Source organism: Cupriavidus sp. JZ107 (genome assembly GCF_053903255.1).
Genome location: NZ_CP096480.1, coordinates 565,174 through 582,781, shown reverse-complemented (window position 1 = coordinate 582,781; position 17,608 = coordinate 565,174). Strand labels below are relative to the sequence as shown.

Below are 17,608 nucleotides of genomic sequence, written 5' to 3'. Positions count from 1 at the left end.
TCTCCTGTTCTCTGTGCTGACATCGCTGTCTGTTCAGCCTGCGCGCCTCGTGCGGTAAAGCACGATAGTGCATGGATTGGACTCCGATGTCACGCATCATAGTGCATCCCTTCGAGCGGCGTCAAGAATTATTGTGCATGCACTCGGATAGCGGCCATGCTGCGCTTTACTTCATATAGCGCACGCAGGCGGCGTGGCCAGAGGCCCACAACAACATCAGCTTTCCTTCGCGCGCGCAGCCTTTGCCTAGCGCATCCGCCGACACTCCTGCAATATAGTTCTTGACAGCGCCGGCGTCGACCTCTATGGTTCGCCCATGCACAATAATGCATCAAAAGCAGACGTGCAAACCGGTTAGGTTTTCCCCGACGTGACGGAGCACTTGCCGATGTCCCCCACCCTCCCACCGGCCGCCCAGGCCTTCCGCCAGCAATTGGGCGAACTGACCGCCCGCCTGGCCGGCCGTCCGCTCGACGCCGCGCTCGATGCCTGGCTCAACGCCGAATACGGCCCCGATACCGAGCCCTACCGCGCGCTGAAGGCTGCCTGCGAAACCGGCGTCGCCGAAGGCTGGCTGTGCGATCGCGAAGGCGGCGGTATCCGCTATGGCCGCATCTTCAAACCCGCGGACGACCTGCACGGTTTTTCCGTCGACGTGGTCGATATGAACGATATCGCCGGTCCGCATCACACCCATCCCAATGGCGAGATCGACCTGATCATGCCGATCGAGGGCGAGGCCCGCTTCGACGGACGGCCCGCCGGCTGGCTGGTCTGCCCGCCCGGCAGCGCGCATCGCCCCACGGTGTCGAACGGGCGCGCATTGGTCCTTTATCTGCTGCCCGAAGGGCGCATCGAGTTCACCCGACAGGAGGCAGCATGAGCGAGTCGCTACCGAGCTACCTGGCGGGCCGCTGGCAGCATGGCAGCGGCACGGGCGCGGCGCTGTTCGACCCGGTGCTCGGCGATGAACTGGCGCGCGTCGATGCTACCGGGCTCGATCTGGCCGAGGGCTTTGCCTTCGCACGCGAGCAAGGCGGCGCCGCGCTGCGGGCGCTGACGTATCGGGAGCGCGCGCAACTGCTGGGCGCGATCGTGCAGGTGCTGCAGCAACACCGCGACGCCTACTACGAGATCGCGACCGCCAACAGCGGCACGGTCAAGCGCGATTCCGCGGTCGATATCGATGGCGCGATCTTCACGCTGGGCAGCTATGCGAAGCTGGGCGAGACGCTCGGCGACCGGCGCTATCTGCTCGATGGCGAGGCGGCGCGGCTCGGCAAGGACCCGTTGTTCCAGTCGCAACACGTGCTGGTGCCCACGCGCGGCGTCGCGCTGTGCATCAACGCCTTCAACTTCCCTTCGTGGGGCCTGTGGGAGAAGGCCGCGCCGGCGCTGCTGTCCGGCGTGCCGGTGATCGTCAAGCCGGCCACGTCGACCGCCTGGCTGACGCACCGGATGGTCCACGATGTGGTCGAGGCCGGCATCCTGCCGCCGGGCGCGCTGTCGATCGTCTGCGGCAGTGCCGACGGCTTGCTCGATGCGCTGGAGCCCTTCGACGTGGTGTCGTTCACCGGCTCGGCGCAGACCGCCGCGCAGATCCGCTCGCATCCGGCGATCGCCCAGCGCTCGGTGCGCGTCAATATCGAGGCCGACAGCGTCAATTCGGCGCTGCTGTTGCCGCCCGAGGCCGGCGGCGACGATGCGCTGCCGCTGCTGGCCGCCGAAGTCGTGCGCGAGATGACCGTCAAGTCGGGACAGAAATGCACGGCAATCCGCAGAGTGCTGGTGCCCGAGTCGCTGTACGACGCGACTGCGGAAGCAATCGCGGCCAAGCTGCGCGAGATCACCGTCGGCAATCCGCGCAATCCTGACGTACGCATGGGGGCGCTGGTCAGCCGCGCGCAGCTGGCCACGGTACGCGAGGGCCTGGCGCAATTGCAGGCGCAAACGCAGACCCTGCACGATGGGGCCAGCCAGCGGTTGATCGATGCCGACCCGGCCGTGGCCTGCTGCATCGGCCCCACGCTGCTGGGCACCCGCGATCCCGACGGCAATGCGCTGGTGCATCAGGTCGAAGTATTCGGCCCGGTCGCCACGCTGATGCCCTATCGCGAGCGGCAAGGCGAGGATGGCATCGACGCCGGCCATGCGTTCGAGCTGGCACGCCGCGGCGAAGGCTCGCTGGTTGCGTCGCTCTATGGCAGCGACCCCGCGGCACTGGCCGCCGCGGCGCTTCAGCTGGCCGACAGCCACGGCCGTGTTCACGTGATCTCGCCCGATGTCGCGCAACTGCAGACCGGCCACGGCAACGTCATGCCGCAATCGCTGCATGGCGGCCCCGGCCGCGCCGGTGGCGGCGAAGAGCTGGGCGGTCTGCGCGCACTGAACTTCTACCATCGCCGCAGCGCCGTGCAGGCCAGCACGGCGCTGCTGGATCGGCTGTAAGGAGACACGCAGTACCAGTACCAGTATTTGCCGTATCGCAAGCATTCGTAGAACAGATGGGGAGACAACGCATGGCAGCCGCGACGACGACTACCGCGACCACGATCACGACAGGCGCACCGGGCTCCGACCCGCCGCCGGTGGTGGCGCCCACCACGCCCTTCAACTTCGCCCAGTACCTGCTGGACGCCAACAAGCATCGCGGTGACAGGATCGCCTATATCGACGACCACGGCCGGCTGCGCTACGACGAACTCGCCGAACGCATACGGCGCTTCGCGACCGCGCTGCAAACCCTCGGCGTGCGGCGCGAGGAACGCGTGCTGCTGCTGATGCACGACTGCAGCGACTGGCCGGTCTGCTTCCTCGGGGCGATCTACGCCGGCATCGTGCCGGTCGCGGTCAACACGCTGCTGACGCCGGATGACTACGCCTACATGCTGCGGCACAGCCGCGCCCGCGCGGCGCTGGTGTCGGCGGCGCTGCTGCCGGTGCTGGAGCAGGCGATGGCGAAGGCGATGGCGGAAGGCGGCCATGAGGTCGATCACGTGATCGTGTCGCGCCCGGAGGGTGCGCTGCCCGCCGGCACGGGCTCGCTCGATGCGCTGATCGCCGAGCACGCACCGCAGCCCTCGGCGGCGGCCACCGGCCCCGATGACCCCGGCTTCTGGCTGTATTCCTCCGGCTCGACCGGCCGGCCCAAGGGCGTGCTGCACAGTCAGGCCAATCCGTACTGGACAGCCGAGCTCTATGCCAAACCCATTCTCGGCCTGACCGAGCACGACATCTGCTTCTCGGCGGCCAAGCTGTATTTCGCCTATGGCCTGGGCAACGGCCTGACCTTCCCGCTCAGCGTCGGTGCCACCGTGGTGCTGATGGCCGAGCGCCCCACGCCCGAGGCAATCTTCCGGCGCTGGCTCGACCACCGCGCCACGGTGTTCTTCGGCGCGCCGACCGGCTATGCCGGCATGCTGGCCTCCCCCGCGCTGCCCGCGCGTGAACAGGTGGCGCTGCGGCTGTGCTCCTCGGCCGGCGAGGCGCTGCCCGCGGACCTGGGCCAGCGCTTCACCGCGCATTTCGGCTGCGAGATCATCGACGGCATCGGTTCGACCGAGATGCTGCATATCTATCTGTCGAACCGCCCGGGCCAGGTCCGCTACGGCACCACCGGCTGGCCGGTGCCCGGCTACACCGTCGAACTGCGCGACGAGGAAGGCCGGCCGGTACCCGATGGCGAGGTCGGCGACCTCTATATCCAGGGACCGAGCGCGGCGCTGATGTATTGGGGCAACCGCGACAAGTCGCGCGAGACCTTCCAGGGCAGCTGGACCAAGAGCGGCGACAAGTACGTGCGCAACGCCGATGGCACCTACTGCTATGCGGGCCGCAGCGACGACATGCTGAAAGTCAGCGGCATCTATGTGTCGCCGTTCGAGGTCGAGGCCACGCTGATGCAGCATCCCGCGGTGCTGGAGGCCGCGGTGATCGGCGTCAACGACTCGCAGGGGCTGACGCGTACCAAGGCCTTCGTCGTGCTCAAGCCCGGCACGCAATGCGGCGACGACGAACTGAAGGCCTTCGTCAAGGAACGGCTGGCGCCCTACAAGTACCCGAGGCTCATCGAGTTCGTCGACAGCCTGCCGAAGACTGCAACCGGCAAGATCCAGCGCTTCCGGCTGCGCGAGCGGGAACAAGAGCAAGGACATGGGCAAGATCGGCGGCAAGGCCAGTGCGGCGCCGACGCGGTCGGATCGAACGTGCTGATTGCTTCCGACGGGCAACTGGCCCTGGCGGGGCTGCAATGAGCGCGCCGGTCGAATTCGCCGACATCGACTGGGCCGGCCGCCCGGTGCGGATCGAGTACCAGCGGCTGGGCGAGCGGAACGCCGGCGCTCCGCTGCTGATCTTCCTGCACGAGGGCCTGGGCTCGGTGGCGATGTGGCGGGACTTTCCGCAGCGCGTCTGCGAGGCGCTGGGCTGCCGCGGCCTGGCCTATTCGCGGCCGGGCTATGGGCGCTCGACGCCGCGGGCCGCCGACGAGGTGTGGCACCCGGATTTCATGCACCGCCAGGCGCACGAGGTATTGCCTGCCCTGCTGACGGCGCTCGGCATCGATGCCGAGGCCGAGCCACCCTGGCTGCTGGGACACAGCGATGGCGGCTCCATCGCGCTGCTGTACGCCGCCCGCTTTCCGTCGCGCGTGGCCGGGACCATCGTGCTGGCGCCGCATATCCTGGTCGAGGACCTGTCGGTCTCCAGCATCGAGAAGGCGCGCGAAGCCTATCTGAACACCGATCTGCGCCAGCGGCTGGCGCGCTATCACGACGACCCGGACTCGGCATTCTGGGGATGGAACGGCATCTGGCTGCATCCGCCGTTCCGCCACTGGTCGATCGAGGCCGAGATCGCCGGCATAACCTGCCCGCTGCTGGCGGTGCAGGGGCTCGACGACGAGTACGGCACGCTCGAGCAGATCCGCGGCATCGCGCGCCGCGTACCGCAGACGCGCCTGCTCGAGCTGCCTGACTGCGGCCATTCGCCCCATCGCGATCAGCCGGACGCGCTGATCGCGGCGATCGTCGATTTCGTCGGCGAGACGGTGCAGTAGGGCCCATTACATCTGTCGCCCCCGCGATTCCCACTGTCGCCCCCGCGAAAGCGGGGGCCCAGCGACTTCAACCACGGCCGAAGCAGAGCCGCTGGGTCCCCGCCTTCGCGGGGACGACGAATGGGTGCATCAACGACTTTGACTGTCGCCCCCGCGAAAGCGGGGGCCCAGCGACTTCAACCACGGCCGAAGCAGAGCCGCTGGGTCCCCGCCTTCGCGGGGACGACGAATGGGTGCATCAACGACTTTGACTGTCGCCCCCGCGAAAGCGGGGGCCCAGTGGCTTCAACCACGGCCGAAGCAGAGCCGCTGATTCCCCGCCTGCGCGGGGACGACGGCGTATTCAGATCCACGATGACAAGCGAGCCGTCCGAGCTCGGCAAAGGAGACAACCATGCGTCAAATCGACGTCCACCAGCTGGCCGACGAGGCCCGCTTCAACCGCTTTCATGGGCTCGTGCTGTTCTGGTGCGCGCTGATCATCATCTTCGACGGCTATGACCTGGCTGTGGCCGGCATCGCGCTGCCGTCGATCATGCAGTCGATGGGCGTCGATGCGACGCAGGCCGGCTTCATGGTCAGCTCCGCGCTGTTCGGCATGATGTTCGGCGCGATCTTCCTCGGCACCATCGCCGATCGGATCGGCCGGCGCTGGGCCATCGCCATCTGCATCCTGCTGTTCTCCGTATTTACCGCGGCCGCCGGCTTCACCAGCGATCCGGTGACGTTCAGCGTCACGCGCTTCCTGGCCGGCCTTGGCATCGGCGGCGTGATGCCCAACGTCGTCGCGCAGATGACCGAGTACTCGCCGCGCAAGATCCGCGGCACCATGGTCACGCTGATGTTCAGCGGCTATTCGGTCGGCGGCATGCTGGCCGCGGTGGTCGGCAAGGGCCTGATCGAGAGCTACGGCTGGCAATCGGTGTTTATCGCCGCCGGGCTTCCGGTGCTGCTGATCCCGATGGTGATGAAGTCGCTGCCGGAATCGATGCCCTTCCTGATCCGCGCCGGACGCCTGGACGAGGTCAAGAACGTATTGAGCCGCCTCGAACCGGCGTATCGCCCGCAAACCGACGACCGCTTCGCGCTGCCCGAACTGAAGGCCGGCGAGGCGCCGATCGGCAAGCTGTTCCAGGATGGCCGCGGCTTCAGCACCGTGATGTTCTGGGTCGCGTTCTTCATGTGCCTGTTCATGGTCTACGCGCTGAGCTCGTGGCTGGCCAAGCTGATGGCCAGCGCCGGCTACAGCCTGGGCTCGGCACTGACCTTCGTGCTGGTGCTCAATTTCGGCGCGATGATCGGCGCGGTCGGCGGCGGCTGGCTGGCGGACCGCTTCAACATCAAGCACGTGCTGGTCGGCATGTATGCGCTGGCGGCGGTATCGATCACGCTGCTCGGCTATCCTGTGCCGACGCCGGTGCTGTTCGTGCTGGTCGGCCTGGCCGGCGCATCGACGATCGGCACGCAGATCGTGACCTACGCCTATGCCGGGCAGTTCTATCCGATGGCCGCACGCGGCACCGGCATCGGCTGGGCCTCGGGCGTGGGCCGCAGCGGCGCGATCCTCGCGCCGATCGTGATCGGCATGCTGGTCGGCATGGCGCTGCCGCTGCAGCAGAACTTCGTCGCCATCGCGATTCCCGCCGTGATCGCCGCGCTCGCGGTCTCGATGATCGACCACCGGCGTTCGGCCTCGGCCAGCCACCAGACGACGCTGGGCACGCCGGCGCCGGCGGTGCAGAAGTAGGACGGCGCGGCAAGCTCAAACTGGCAATCCCCAGGGACCTCCCGCCCTGGGGATTTTTTTATGAGGCGGCTTTGTCGATCGCACGAGGGGCGACTACTCTGGAGTTTTGTCGCGAAAAACGGCGGCCGACATGGCGCCGTTTCGCATTTTGAAACGCCTGAAAAAAGGAGCTTGGGGACATGACCACGCCCGTCACCGCGCCTGTCACTCTTATTCCGCACCTCTGGTACGACCGCGAGGCAGTGGAAGCGGCGCGCTTCTATGTATCGGTATTTCCGGATTCGGCCGTCGATTTCGTCACGCAGATCCACAATACGCCCTCAGGAGACTGCGATATCGTGCGGTTCACGCTGTGCGGCCAGCCATTCATGGCGATCTCCGCGGGGCCGATGTTCCGCTTCAATCCGTCGATTTCCTTCTTTGTCTACTTCGATCCGGGCCGCGACCCGCAGGCCCGCGAGCGCCTCGACGCCATGTGGGACAAGCTGACCGACGGCGGCCAGGCGCTGATGCCGCTCGACGCCTATCCGTTCAGCGAACGATTCGGCTGGGTGCAGGACCGCTATGGCCTGTCCTGGCAGCTGATGCTGACCGATCCCTCCGGCGAATCCCGTCCGCCGATCGTGCCGGCGCTGATGTTTTCCGGCGAAGCCTGCGGCAAGGCCGAGGCGGCAGGCGAGTTCTGGCGCGAGATCTTCCCCGGCTCGCAGGGGGGGCAACTGGTCCGCTACGGTCCCGGCATGGAGCCCAATCCGGCGGGAACGGTGATGTTCTCGGATTTCCGGCTCGGCAATACCTGGATGGCAGCCATGGACAGCGGCTTTCCGCATGACTTCAGCTTCAATGAGGCCATCTCGTTCATGGTGCACTGCGAAGACCAGGCGACCATCGACCGCTACTGGTCCAAGCTATCCGCGGTACCGGAAGCCGAGGCGTGCGGCTGGTGCAAGGATCCGTTCGGGGTCTCCTGGCAAATCGTGCCGGCCGACATGGAGACGCTGATGCGCTCCGGCGACCAGGCGGCCATCGATCGGCTGGTGCAGACGATGCTGCCGATGAAGAAGCTCGATGTCGCGGCGCTGCGCTCGGCCTTCGAGGGAAGCACCGGCGGCAGGGCTTGAGACATGGGACGCGAATCGCCGAGGCCAGAATTCCCGCGTCCTTAAAGATATAACAATAAGTCATTTGGATCACCGATCGTGCTGGCGTAGCATTCGCCGCGCCGCCGCCCTGCCGGTGCGGCGCATGCTCCCATCACGATTCCCATGTCCGTCGACCTCACCCTCTCCCCCGCCGAAGCGCAACAGGCGACCGCCAGTGCTGCCACACCGAACAAAGCCGTCATCCGTTCCGCCGCCGATGTCTCGCAACTGGTCAACCAGGGCGGCGCCCAAGCCAGCAACGCGCGCATGGTGGTCGCGATCGCGCTGGGCGGCGTGTTTCTCGACGCGTACGACCTCGGCGCGCTGGCCTTCGGCCTGAAGGACGTCACCCGCGAGTTCAACCTGACGCCGGCCGGCACCGGCATGGTCGCGTCCGCGATCACCTTCGGCGCGATCGTCGGCGCCTTCCTCGGCGGCTATTTCACCGACCGCATCGGCCGCTATCGCGTCTTCATGGCCGACATGCTGTTCTTCGTGGTGGCGGCGATCGCCTGTGCGCTGGCCCCCAATGAATACGTGCTGGCCGGCGCCCGCTTCGTGATGGGCCTGGGCGTCGGCATCGACCTGCCGGTGGCGATGGCCTTCCTCGCCGAATTCTCCAAGCTGCAGGGCCGCGGCAACAAGGCCGCGCGGGTGGCCATGTGGTGCCCGACCTGGTATGCGGCGATCTGCGTGTCCTATCTACTGGTGCTGCTGTGCTATGCGGTCCTGCCCGAGTCGCACAGCGGCCTGCTCTGGCGCATCATCCTGGGCTTCGGCGCGGTGCCGGCGCTGGTCATCATCGCGGTGCGCAGCAAGTACATGAGCGAATCGCCGGTGTGGGCGGCCAACCAGGGCGATCTGGAGGGCGCGGCGCGGATCCTGAAGCGGTCCTATGGCATCGACGCGGTGGTCGCGCCCGATGCGGTGGCCAAACCGGCCAAGCGCGCGGCGTCCTGGGGCAACTACGCGGTGCTGCTGCAGGGCGTCTACCGCAGCCGCACGGTGCTGGCGACGATCATGTCGATCGCCTCGTCGTTCGCCTATAACGCGGTCGCGTTCGGCCTGCCGGTGATCATCGCCAGCTTCCTCGCGCAGACGATGCTGAACACCATCCTGATCTCGCTGGCGCTGAACCTGCTGTTCGCCTTCGTCGGCGGCCTGATCGGCGTGCGGCTGGTGCCGCGGGTCGGTGCGTGGAAGCTGACGGTGGTCGGCTACGCGTTCCAGCTGGCCGCGCTGGTCGGCCTGGCGCTGGTCGGCAAGCCCGACGGCGTGACCGAAGTGGTGGCGGCGATCGCGCTGCTGGCCGTGTTCCTGCTGGGCCAGGGCTTCGGCCCGGGCGCGCATACGATGACCTATGCGTCGCTGAGCTACCCCACCTCGTTGCGCGGCGTGGGCGTCGGCTTCAATCAGACGCTGATGCGCGCCAGTTCCACGCTGTCGCTGTTCCTGTTCCCGGTACTGGCCGCAGCACTGAGCACCAAGGTGTTCTGGGTCATCGCACTGGCCCCGCTGGCCGGCCTGCTGGCGCTGCTGGCGATCCGCTGGGAGCCGGCGAACTACGATGTGGATGCGGAGGATTTCTGATCGGGCCTAGGTGGGCCGGCCACGCCGGACCACCCTGTCGATTGCTTCAGGAGGGAGAACGCGTACTGCGTTCTCCCTTTTTGCTTTGTGGGCCGCCTTGACTTATCGTTCTTGATTAAGGATATTTAATCCATCTTCATTCCTGAATTGAGAACGGTGCTACCCTCCGCGCCGCACCCCATGGAACTGGCCGAGCTCGAAATCTTCCGCGCCGTGGCACTGGAGCAAAGCGTCACGCGCGCCGCGCGCGCGCTCGATCGCGTGCAGTCCAATGTCACCACCCGCATCAAGCAGCTGGAGGACAGCCTCGGCGTCACGCTGTTCCAGCGCGACAGCAAGCGGATGACGCTGACCGCCGAAGGGCAAAAGTTGCTTGGCTATGCGGAGCGGCTGCTGGCGCTGGCCGAGGAAGCGCGGCAAGCGATGCGGCACGACGTTCCCACCGGCAAGCTGCGGCTGGGCAGCATGGAAAGCGCCGCGGCCGCCCGCCTGCCCAAACCGCTGGCCCGCTATCACGCAAGCTATCCGCTGGTCGACGTCGAGATCCGCACCGGCACCGCCCAGGCGCTGGCCGATGCCGTCGCCTCGCACCAGCTCGACTGCGCGATCGTCGCCCATCCGGGCATCGGTTCGCCACGCCAGCTGTCGATGGAAGACATGGCGCCGGGCCTCGAAGGCGCATTCCTGTTCACCGAAGAACTGGTGTTGGTACTGCCCGCCAGCCATCCACGCGTGCGCCGGCCGCAGGACGTCACGCTGCGCACGCTGGCCGGCTTCTCGCGCGGCTGCACCTACCGCCGCTGCGCCGAAGAATGGCTCGCGCAAGCCGACGAAGCGCTGCGCCGCAACCTGACGGTGCGCGAGATGCCGTCCTACCACGCGATCCTGGCCTGCGTCAGCGCCGGCTCGGCCTTCGCCATCCTGCCGAAGTCCCTGCTGGCCCTGCATCCGGACCGCGACGAATTTCACACCGTGCCGGTGCGATCCGCGCATACCTTCCTGGTCAAGCGCGCCGGCTTCACCACCGCCGCCTACGAGGCATTGCTGCACGAGCTGCGCCAAGGCTGAGCGGCCCGATCCCGAAGGAGCATCCGATGTCCCCCTCTTCCGCTGCAAACGGCCTGCTGGCCCGGCTCGGCATGTCGACGCCGATCATCCAGGCCCCGATGGCAGGCGTCAGCACGCCGGCGCTGGCCGCGGCCGTCTCCAACGCCGGCGGCCTCGGCTCGCTCGGCGTCGGCGCGATGAACGCCGATGCCGCACGCCAGGCCATCCGCGACACGCGCGCGCTGACCGATCGCCCGTTCAACATCAACCTGTTCTGCCATGCGCCGGCCCAGGCCGATGCGCAGCGCGAGCGCGGTTGGCTCGACTATCTGGCCCCGCACTTCGCCGAATTCGGTGCGACCCCGCCGGCCTCGTTGCGCGAGATCTATCGCAGCTTCGTCGCCGACGACGCAATGTACGAGATGCTGCTCGAGGAAAAGCCCGCCGTCGTCAGCTTCCACTTCGGCCTGCCGGATCAGGCATGGATCGACGCGCTGCGCGAGGCCGGCATCGTGCTGCTGGCGTCGGCGACAACGATCGCCGAAGCGCGCCAGGTCGAAGCGGCCGGCATCGACGCCGTGGTTGCGCAAGGCATCGAGGCTGGCGGCCATCGCGGTGTGGTCGACACGCAGGCCTTCGACGAAGGCTTGGGCACGATGGCGCTGGTCCGCCTGCTGGTGCGCAAGACCAGCCTGCCGGTGATCGCCGCCGGCGGCATCATGGACGGCGCCGGCATCGCGGCCGCGCTGGCCTTGGGGGCCGTGGCCGCGCAGTTGGGCACCGCGTTCGTCGCGTGCCCCGAGACGGTGGCAGATGCCGCGTATCGCGAGGCGCTGCTGGCGGACCAGACGCGCCCGACCACGCTGACGCGCGCGATCTCCGGACGCGCCGCGCGCGGCTTCGTCAATCGATTCACCGAACTGGGCATCGCCGCCGACGCGCCGCCGATCCCCGATTACCCGATCACCTACGATGCCGGCAAGGCGCTGCACGCCGCCGCCAAGGCGAAGGGCAGCGCGGACTTCGCGGCGCAATGGGCCGGCCAGGCCGCACCGTTGGCACGTTCGCTGCCCGCGGCGGAACTGGTCGCCACGCTGAACGCCGAGCTGGACGACGTGTTGGGGCACCTGGGCAACCTGGCGCGCGCACGCTGAGCCAAGCGGTGTGGCGGCCGCCGGGACGGCGCGGCGCGTCCCGGGGCCGGCGTCGTTGTTACCATTGCGCTCATGTCCCTGCCGCCACTGCCCGCCTTGCTTGATGACAGGCTGCGCGCCGTCGCACGGCGGTATCGCCTGCCGCCGATCGCTGCCGTAGCGGAGCGGATTCATGAGGCCAATCCGGCGACAGCGCTGGCGATCACCATCGAACAGGCTCGCCTCGCGCTGGCGAACGGCGAAGTCCCTGGCGCGGCGCTGAAGCATCTGTTCGTCGAGTCGCTCGCGCGCATGGTGCGCGAAGCGATCCGGCCGGATGCCGGCGATCCGGCTTTCCAGGCGATGGCGCTTCGCCACCGGGTGGCCCATGTGCGCGAGTACGCGTCGCTGGCGGCGCGCGCGGATCAGGACCGCAGGGCCCTGCTTGCGGCCGTCAACGCGGTGGCGCACCCGAACAAGCAGCAGCGGATCGCGGCGCGTCGGCTGCGGGAGGCAATGGCGGAGCTTCATGCTGCTGCGTCGGCGTCGGCGTGGGCCGATCTGCAGGACGCCGTCCGCACGCTGCTTGCGATGCCGGAGATCGCCAACGACACGCCGGATCATCACGGCTTGATGCAACTGCTGGAAAGCCCCGCGCTGGAACGTCTGCACAGGCTGGACGCACTGACCTCGGATGAGCTCGTGCGCCAATATCGATCGCTGTGGGACCGTCAGGGTCCGCGCTCGGGGACCGCTACCGCGACGGCGCAGGGCGTCTCCTCGCGGCAGCGCGGGGCGGCTGTCGAAGCGCTGGCCGCGCAGGCGCTGCGCGCGTTGGCGCAGCGGCTCAACGAACGGGAGGGCTCGTCGGCACCCTACCGCGTCGTCACCTCGATGCGCGTGCCGGCATCGCTGCCAGCCAGCCACGAACGCGCCAAGACCGAATGGGATGCGGTGTTGCTGAGGCGCGCCGAGACAGCGCGCGAAACAGCCGATGAGGCCGGCGTCGATATGCCGGCCTGGGACGTTTGCCTGCTTGTGGAAGCAAAAGCCTCGGCGGACGCCGCGACCACGGACCTGCCCCGGCTGCTGCGTGGCCTGCGCTTGCTCGCACATGCCGAAGAGCACGTCATCTATACGTTCCAGACCGAGCAAGGAGCGGTACGCCTTCGTGGTGCCGCGCTGCGTGCCCTGCCGACCGACGAAGCGGATCTTTCAAATCGGATCCTGTATTGCAGCGATGCGCCTGCCGAAACCACTCCACGCATGCTGAGTGCCGCCAGCCGGATGCAGCTGTTGTCGGCACCGGCCACCCTCGCATTCGCCAGCAAGCTGATCGACAAGCAGCACGCGGATTCGCGCGACCTCGAGCCGGTCTGGCATCAACTGATCGAATCGCCGCAGTGGAGCGCCGTGCTGAATCAATACCGCACCCTGCGGCAAGTACGAGAGTTCATGGTCCACGCGGACGATCTGCTGGCCGCGATCGCCGAAACCGGCCGAGGCGGCTGACTTATTCCGGCTGACTTATTCCGGCTGACTTATTCCGGCTGACTTATTCCGGCTGACTTATTCCGGCTGGATTCCCGCCTGCTTGACCAGCGCCGCCCAGCGATCGACCTCGCCGCGCAGCCGGTCGCCGAGCTGCGCGGGCGACGAGGCCTTCAGGTCGATGCCCTGGCTATCCAGGCGAGCCTTGGTCTGCGGATTGGCGAGCGCCGCGCGTACCTCGTCACCGAGCTTGCTGACCACGGTCGACGGCGTGCGTGCCGGTGCCACGATGGCCCACCACTGGCTGATCTGCAGCGACGGCAGCTTGGCCTCCGCGGCCGTCGGCACATTGGGCAGCGCCGGAATGCGCGCCGGCCCGGTCACCATCAACGCCGTGATCTTGCCCGCGCCAAGCAGGCTGCTGCCGCTTGCCAGCGTGGCGAAATGGCCGGCGACCAGCTGGGCCGACACGTCGGTCAGCGCAGGCGCGGAGCCGCGATAGGGAACCGCATCGATCGGCACACCGGCCTGCGCCTCGAACATCTTGGCCGCCAGATGGCTGATCGTGCCGTTGCCGCTCGTGGCCAGCTGCAGCGGCTTGCCCTGCTTGCGCGCATCGGCAAGAAAGCGCTGCGCCTCGCCGGCCCGATAGCGGGTGCTATCGGCGAACAGCACCAGCGGCGATTCCCCAAGCAGCGAGACCGGCGTGAAATCGCGCAGCAGGTCGTATGGCATCTGGCGGAACACGGCCGGCGCCACCGTATGCGCCAGTTCGATGACGCCCAGCGTGTAGCCGTCCGGCGCCGCCTTGGCCACCGCCTCGGCACCGATGCGGCCCGAGGCCCCTGCCCGGTTCTCGACGACCACCGGCTGGCCCATCGACTCGCTCATTCGCTGCGCCACGGCGCGCGCCAGCGCATCGGTACTGCCGCCCGCGGCCCAGGGCACCACGATGCGAATGGGTTTTTCGGGATAGGCGGACATTGCCGCCGGCGCATGGGCAGTCAGGCAGATTGCGAGGGAGGCGATCAGATAGCGCAACGTCATGGGAAGACTCCAGCCAGTGTAGGGATCAGCTTTGCGCGGGGTCGCGATCGCCCCGTGCCGTCAACATCAGAAGAACCGATTGCGATGCGTCGATGCGCCCGTCGGCGCGCAGCATTTGCGCCGCGGCAAGTCCTGCCCCGGCGCAGAGCTCGACCCAGAATCCCGCCGCCGCCAACGCGGCCGTGCCGGCACGGGCCGCCTCGTCGCCAACGACCACCGCGCCACCACCCGAGCGCGTCACCGCCTGAACCTGCTGCGCGGTCACCGTCGATCCCGCGGTGGAGAACTGCTGCGTCGCGCCCGCAAAATCGCCCTGCTGCGGCTCGCCGGCCAGCACCCGCGACAGCCGCGGAAACGGCTCGACCGCCCACAGCTTCGGCACGCGAGAGAGCCGCCGCGCCGCCACCAGATCGCGCAGCGCGCTATAGATGCCCCACAGCAGATCGCCACGCGCGGTCGGCACGATCACGTGGTCAGGCTCGCACCCCTGGTACACCCATTCCAGCGCCGCGGCGCGATAGCCTTCGACCCCGAACACCGGGCTGCCCACCGCCGGAATGCTGTAGTTGGTCAAGGCGAACGCCCCATCATCCTGCACGCGGCGGCGCACATGCTCCCATCGCGCATGGCCGGTCTCGCAGACGATGCGTCGCGCCCCGTAGTAACGCAGCGCCGCATCGAAGATAGGCGGCAAATCGCGGTAAGTCGCGACCTCGCAGGCCAGGCCCGCCGCCGCACAGTAAGCCGCGGCCGATACCGCGGCATTACCGCTCGAGGCCAGCACCACTTCGCTCGCGCCAACCGCAATCGCACGGCTCACGGCCTGGGACGACATGCGGTCCTTGTGCGAGCCGGTCGGATTCGCGCCTTCGTTCTTGATCCACAACGACGCAACGCCAGCCACCTCGGCCAGCGCGGGCACCGGCAAACAAGGCGTGTCGCCCTCACCCAGCGTCACGCCGTTCAGATACGGCAGGCAATGCCCCCAGCGATAACCTGTGCTTTTTGGTGCAAAATCGAACGCTCGCGCGTCGTAGACCGCCTCGACACTGCTTGGCCGACCCTGGCTGTGACAGGCCGGGCAGCCTTCCGGCAGGTCCGAAACGGGATAGATCGCCTCGCAGCTGATGCATTGCAGCGCGTGCAGCGCCGGATTCAGGGTCGGTTGCAAGGCAGGGAGCGGCGTCGATGAACGGTCGAGGGACATGGCGATAGACAACGATTGCATAGGCCAAAGTCTACGGCGCGCCATGCTCGAGCGATGACAGCTGTCGTGGCTTTTTGATAAGACCAACTTATAGGGTCCACATGAAAGAGGCGGCCAGAGACACCGGCGAACCGTCCATCAGCGCCCGGCAGATCGAGGTATTCCGCATGGTCATGCGCCTCGGCTCGGCGCGCCGCGCCGCCGAGGCGCTGCATATCAGCCAGCCGGCGGTGACCCAGACCGTGCTGCAACTCGAGAAGATCGCGCAGCTACGCCTGTTCGATCGCAGCAAGGGCCGCATGGTCCCGACCGCCGAAGCCGCCGCGCTGATGGACGAAGTCGAACGCGTCTATATCGGCCTGGACGCCGTCCAACGCAAGATCGACCTGCTCCGCCAGCACGAGGACACGGTGCTGCGCGTCGGCGCCCTTCACGCAATGGCCGCCAGCGTGATGCCAATGACTGTCGCCAGCTTCTCGCACAACTACCCGCGCAGCCATTGCCGGCTCGAGGTCGACAGCTCTCGCGCGCTGCGCGAACGCCTGCTCCAACGCGAACTCGACCTGGCCTTCATGGGCGATGAGGTCGATACCAGCGGCCTCACGGCTTCCGAGTTCTACGCCGTGCCAGCCGTCTGCATCGTGCCCGCAACCCATCCGTTCGCGGCCCGCGCCAGAGTCAGCGTCACCGACCTGGCCGACGCCCCACTGATCGGCCTCGACGCCGCCGACCCGGCCCAACGGCAACTGGAAGCCGCCTTCGCCGAACACCACATCGCGCCGCGATTCGTCGCTACCACGCCGTATAGCCATACGCAATGCGCGCTGGTGCTGGCGGGTGCGGGGCTTGCGATTACCAATCCGCTGGTTGCTCGGACCTATCTGGCCCTTGGACTTCGGAGCGTTCCGTTTGCCGGGACGGTGCGATTTCGCGCGATCCTGGCGTTTCACCCTGGACGCGGCCAGTCATTGGCGGCCCAACATTTCGTCAGTCTTTGCCGGCAGGGGGTCAGGGATTTGGTGCAGCGGTAGGTTTAGCGTCGGCTTCGGCTTCGGGCTCGTGGCAGACGACTTCGATGTTGTGGCCGTCTGGGCCGATGACGAAGGCGGCGTAGTAGTTGGGGTGGTAGTGCGGGCGTAGGCCGGGTGGGCCGTTGTCTTTGGCGCCGGCCTGAAGCGCGGCGCGATAGAAGGCGTCTACTTGCTGGCGGCTTTCGGCTTTGAAGGCCAGGTGGAGATGCGCAGGCTTTTCGCTGGTCTGGAATAGGCAGAGTGAGGGCTTGCCGGGAGCGCAAATTTCGACGCCGTAGGACGGCGGGCCCTCCGAGGCTACTGTTACGCCGAGCGATCCCAATGCTTTGAGGAAGAAGGCCTTGCTCGCGGCATAGTCGGTGACGCCGAATTTGACGTGGTCGAACATGGAGGCTCCTGTGCAGTATTGCGGGAGAGGCAGATCTCGAATTCAATGGGCGAATGCCCCATTCCTCGAGAAGGATGGAAGCTCGGATGACTGGAGTCGGTCAGGACAGGACATCCGCGTCAGCGATAAGCCAAGCTCGTGGGGCTACAGGAACAGATACCAGTACAACGCGACGTCCTCCCTGACATCCTCGTCTAGCTGGCTGTACAGGTAGCGGTCATACCCGCCCAGCACAAAGCCGTACCGTGCATAGAAGCGGCAAGCTGGCACGTTGGACGATTGGGTTTCAAGTCGAATCGCTCTGAGATTCAAGGCCGCCGCCCACGCCACGGCTTCGTCCATAAGGCGTCTGCCGATGCCCGTGCGACGGTAACGTCGTGATATAGCAATGTCGTCGATGCTCGCGCAGCCATTCCACCCTGAGGTGGCCAGCAAGTAGCCCGCAACATGCAATCCATCTTTCGCCGCAAGCAACAAACGGCCTGAATCCAAGTCCGGTTCGGATAACGATTCATCCAAACTGTAGGCCTTTGTCCGTGGCTCGACTGGCACCACGTTCGGCATGCCCGGCCCATCAAATGGGGCGACCGCTTCATACTCTATGTCAAAGGAGAAGTCCTCTTTCGCCAACGCCTCTGGCGCGATTCTGCCGACACGCTCTATCTGCATACGCCCTTCTCCATGCTCCAGGATGGACCGGGCACATTGTTACAGAAACACTCACGACGG

15 protein-coding genes are annotated in these 17,608 nt (G+C 67.1%); 11 read left to right on the top strand and 4 right to left on the bottom strand.

Annotated features, from left to right (window positions below):
* Positions 1–388 precede the first annotated feature (388 nt).
* The 10 genes from M1D55_RS02455 to M1D55_RS02410 all read left to right on the top strand — a co-directional run bounded on the left by M1D55_RS02455 (position 389) and on the right by M1D55_RS02410 (position 13,227).
* Positions 389–883, top strand: coding sequence for a DUF4863 family protein (locus M1D55_RS02455; protein ID WP_456281006.1), 495 nt, complete (start codon positions 389–391; stop codon positions 881–883).
* On the top strand, positions 880–2,448 hold the full coding sequence (locus M1D55_RS02450) for a 3,4-dehydroadipyl-CoA semialdehyde dehydrogenase (RefSeq protein WP_456281005.1): 1,569 nt from the start codon (positions 880–882) through the stop codon (positions 2,446–2,448). The genes M1D55_RS02455 and M1D55_RS02450 overlap by 4 nt, the downstream gene beginning before the upstream one ends.
* A 71-nt stretch (positions 2,449–2,519) precedes the next feature.
* On the top strand, positions 2,520–4,253 hold the full coding sequence (locus M1D55_RS02445; RefSeq protein WP_456281004.1) for a benzoate-CoA ligase family protein: 1,734 nt from the start codon (positions 2,520–2,522) through the stop codon (positions 4,251–4,253).
* Positions 4,250–5,056 (top strand): alpha/beta fold hydrolase, encoded by an 807-nt coding sequence (locus M1D55_RS02440; protein ID WP_064574031.1) that lies wholly within the window; start codon positions 4,250–4,252, stop codon positions 5,054–5,056. Before M1D55_RS02445 ends, M1D55_RS02440 begins: the two co-directional genes overlap by 4 nt.
* 394 nt (positions 5,057–5,450) lie before the next feature.
* Positions 5,451–6,803: an MFS transporter gene (locus tag M1D55_RS02435; protein WP_456281003.1), complete on the top strand. Its 1,353-nt coding sequence runs from the start codon at positions 5,451–5,453 to the stop codon at positions 6,801–6,803.
* 179 nt (positions 6,804–6,982) lie between these two features.
* Entirely contained in the window at positions 6,983–7,924 is a 942-nt protein-coding gene (locus tag M1D55_RS02430) for a VOC family protein (protein WP_456281002.1), read from the top strand.
* 144 nt (positions 7,925–8,068) lie between these two features.
* Positions 8,069–9,535, top strand: coding sequence for an MFS transporter (locus tag M1D55_RS02425; protein WP_456281001.1), 1,467 nt, complete (start codon positions 8,069–8,071; stop codon positions 9,533–9,535).
* Between the two features lie 180 nt (positions 9,536–9,715).
* On the top strand, positions 9,716–10,603 hold the full coding sequence (locus M1D55_RS02420; RefSeq protein ID WP_064574035.1) for a LysR substrate-binding domain-containing protein: 888 nt from the start codon (positions 9,716–9,718) through the stop codon (positions 10,601–10,603).
* Between the two features lie 26 nt (positions 10,604–10,629).
* Positions 10,630–11,736: an NAD(P)H-dependent flavin oxidoreductase gene (locus M1D55_RS02415; protein ID WP_456281000.1), complete on the top strand. Its 1,107-nt coding sequence runs from the start codon at positions 10,630–10,632 to the stop codon at positions 11,734–11,736.
* 72 nt (positions 11,737–11,808) lie between these two features.
* Positions 11,809–13,227, top strand: a complete 1,419-nt coding sequence (locus tag M1D55_RS02410) for a 3-deoxy-D-arabino-heptulosonate 7-phosphate synthase (protein ID WP_456280999.1) — start codon at positions 11,809–11,811, stop codon at positions 13,225–13,227.
* A 57-nt stretch (positions 13,228–13,284) separates the two neighbouring features.
* On the opposite strand, the gene M1D55_RS02405 is transcribed toward M1D55_RS02410, so the two are convergent.
* Together M1D55_RS02405 and M1D55_RS02400 are read right to left on the bottom strand one after the other, a co-directional pair.
* Complete coding sequence (locus tag M1D55_RS02405) at positions 13,285–14,253, bottom strand: tripartite tricarboxylate transporter substrate binding protein (RefSeq protein WP_064574039.1); 969 nt, start codon at positions 14,251–14,253, stop codon at positions 13,285–13,287.
* Between the two features lie 25 nt (positions 14,254–14,278).
* Positions 14,279–15,460 (bottom strand): pyridoxal-phosphate dependent enzyme, encoded by a 1,182-nt coding sequence (locus M1D55_RS02400; protein ID WP_456280998.1) that lies wholly within the window; start codon positions 15,458–15,460, stop codon positions 14,279–14,281.
* A 101-nt stretch (positions 15,461–15,561) separates the two neighbouring features.
* On the opposite strand from M1D55_RS02400, the gene M1D55_RS02395 reads away from it, so the two are divergent.
* The gene (locus tag M1D55_RS02395) at positions 15,562–16,491 is read left to right on the top strand and encodes a LysR family transcriptional regulator (protein WP_456280997.1); all 930 of its coding nucleotides are present in this window, start codon (positions 15,562–15,564) and stop codon (positions 16,489–16,491) included.
* Here M1D55_RS02395 and M1D55_RS02390 read toward each other — a convergent pair.
* Positions 16,469–16,879, bottom strand: a complete 411-nt coding sequence (locus M1D55_RS02390; protein ID WP_456280996.1) for a VOC family protein — start codon at positions 16,877–16,879, stop codon at positions 16,469–16,471. The two genes, M1D55_RS02395 and M1D55_RS02390, sit on opposite strands and share 23 nt — an antisense overlap.
* 144 nt (positions 16,880–17,023) lie before the next feature.
* Positions 17,024–17,548, bottom strand: coding sequence for a GNAT family N-acetyltransferase (locus tag M1D55_RS02385; RefSeq protein WP_064574042.1), 525 nt, complete (start codon positions 17,546–17,548; stop codon positions 17,024–17,026).
* Positions 17,549–17,608 lie beyond the last annotated feature (60 nt).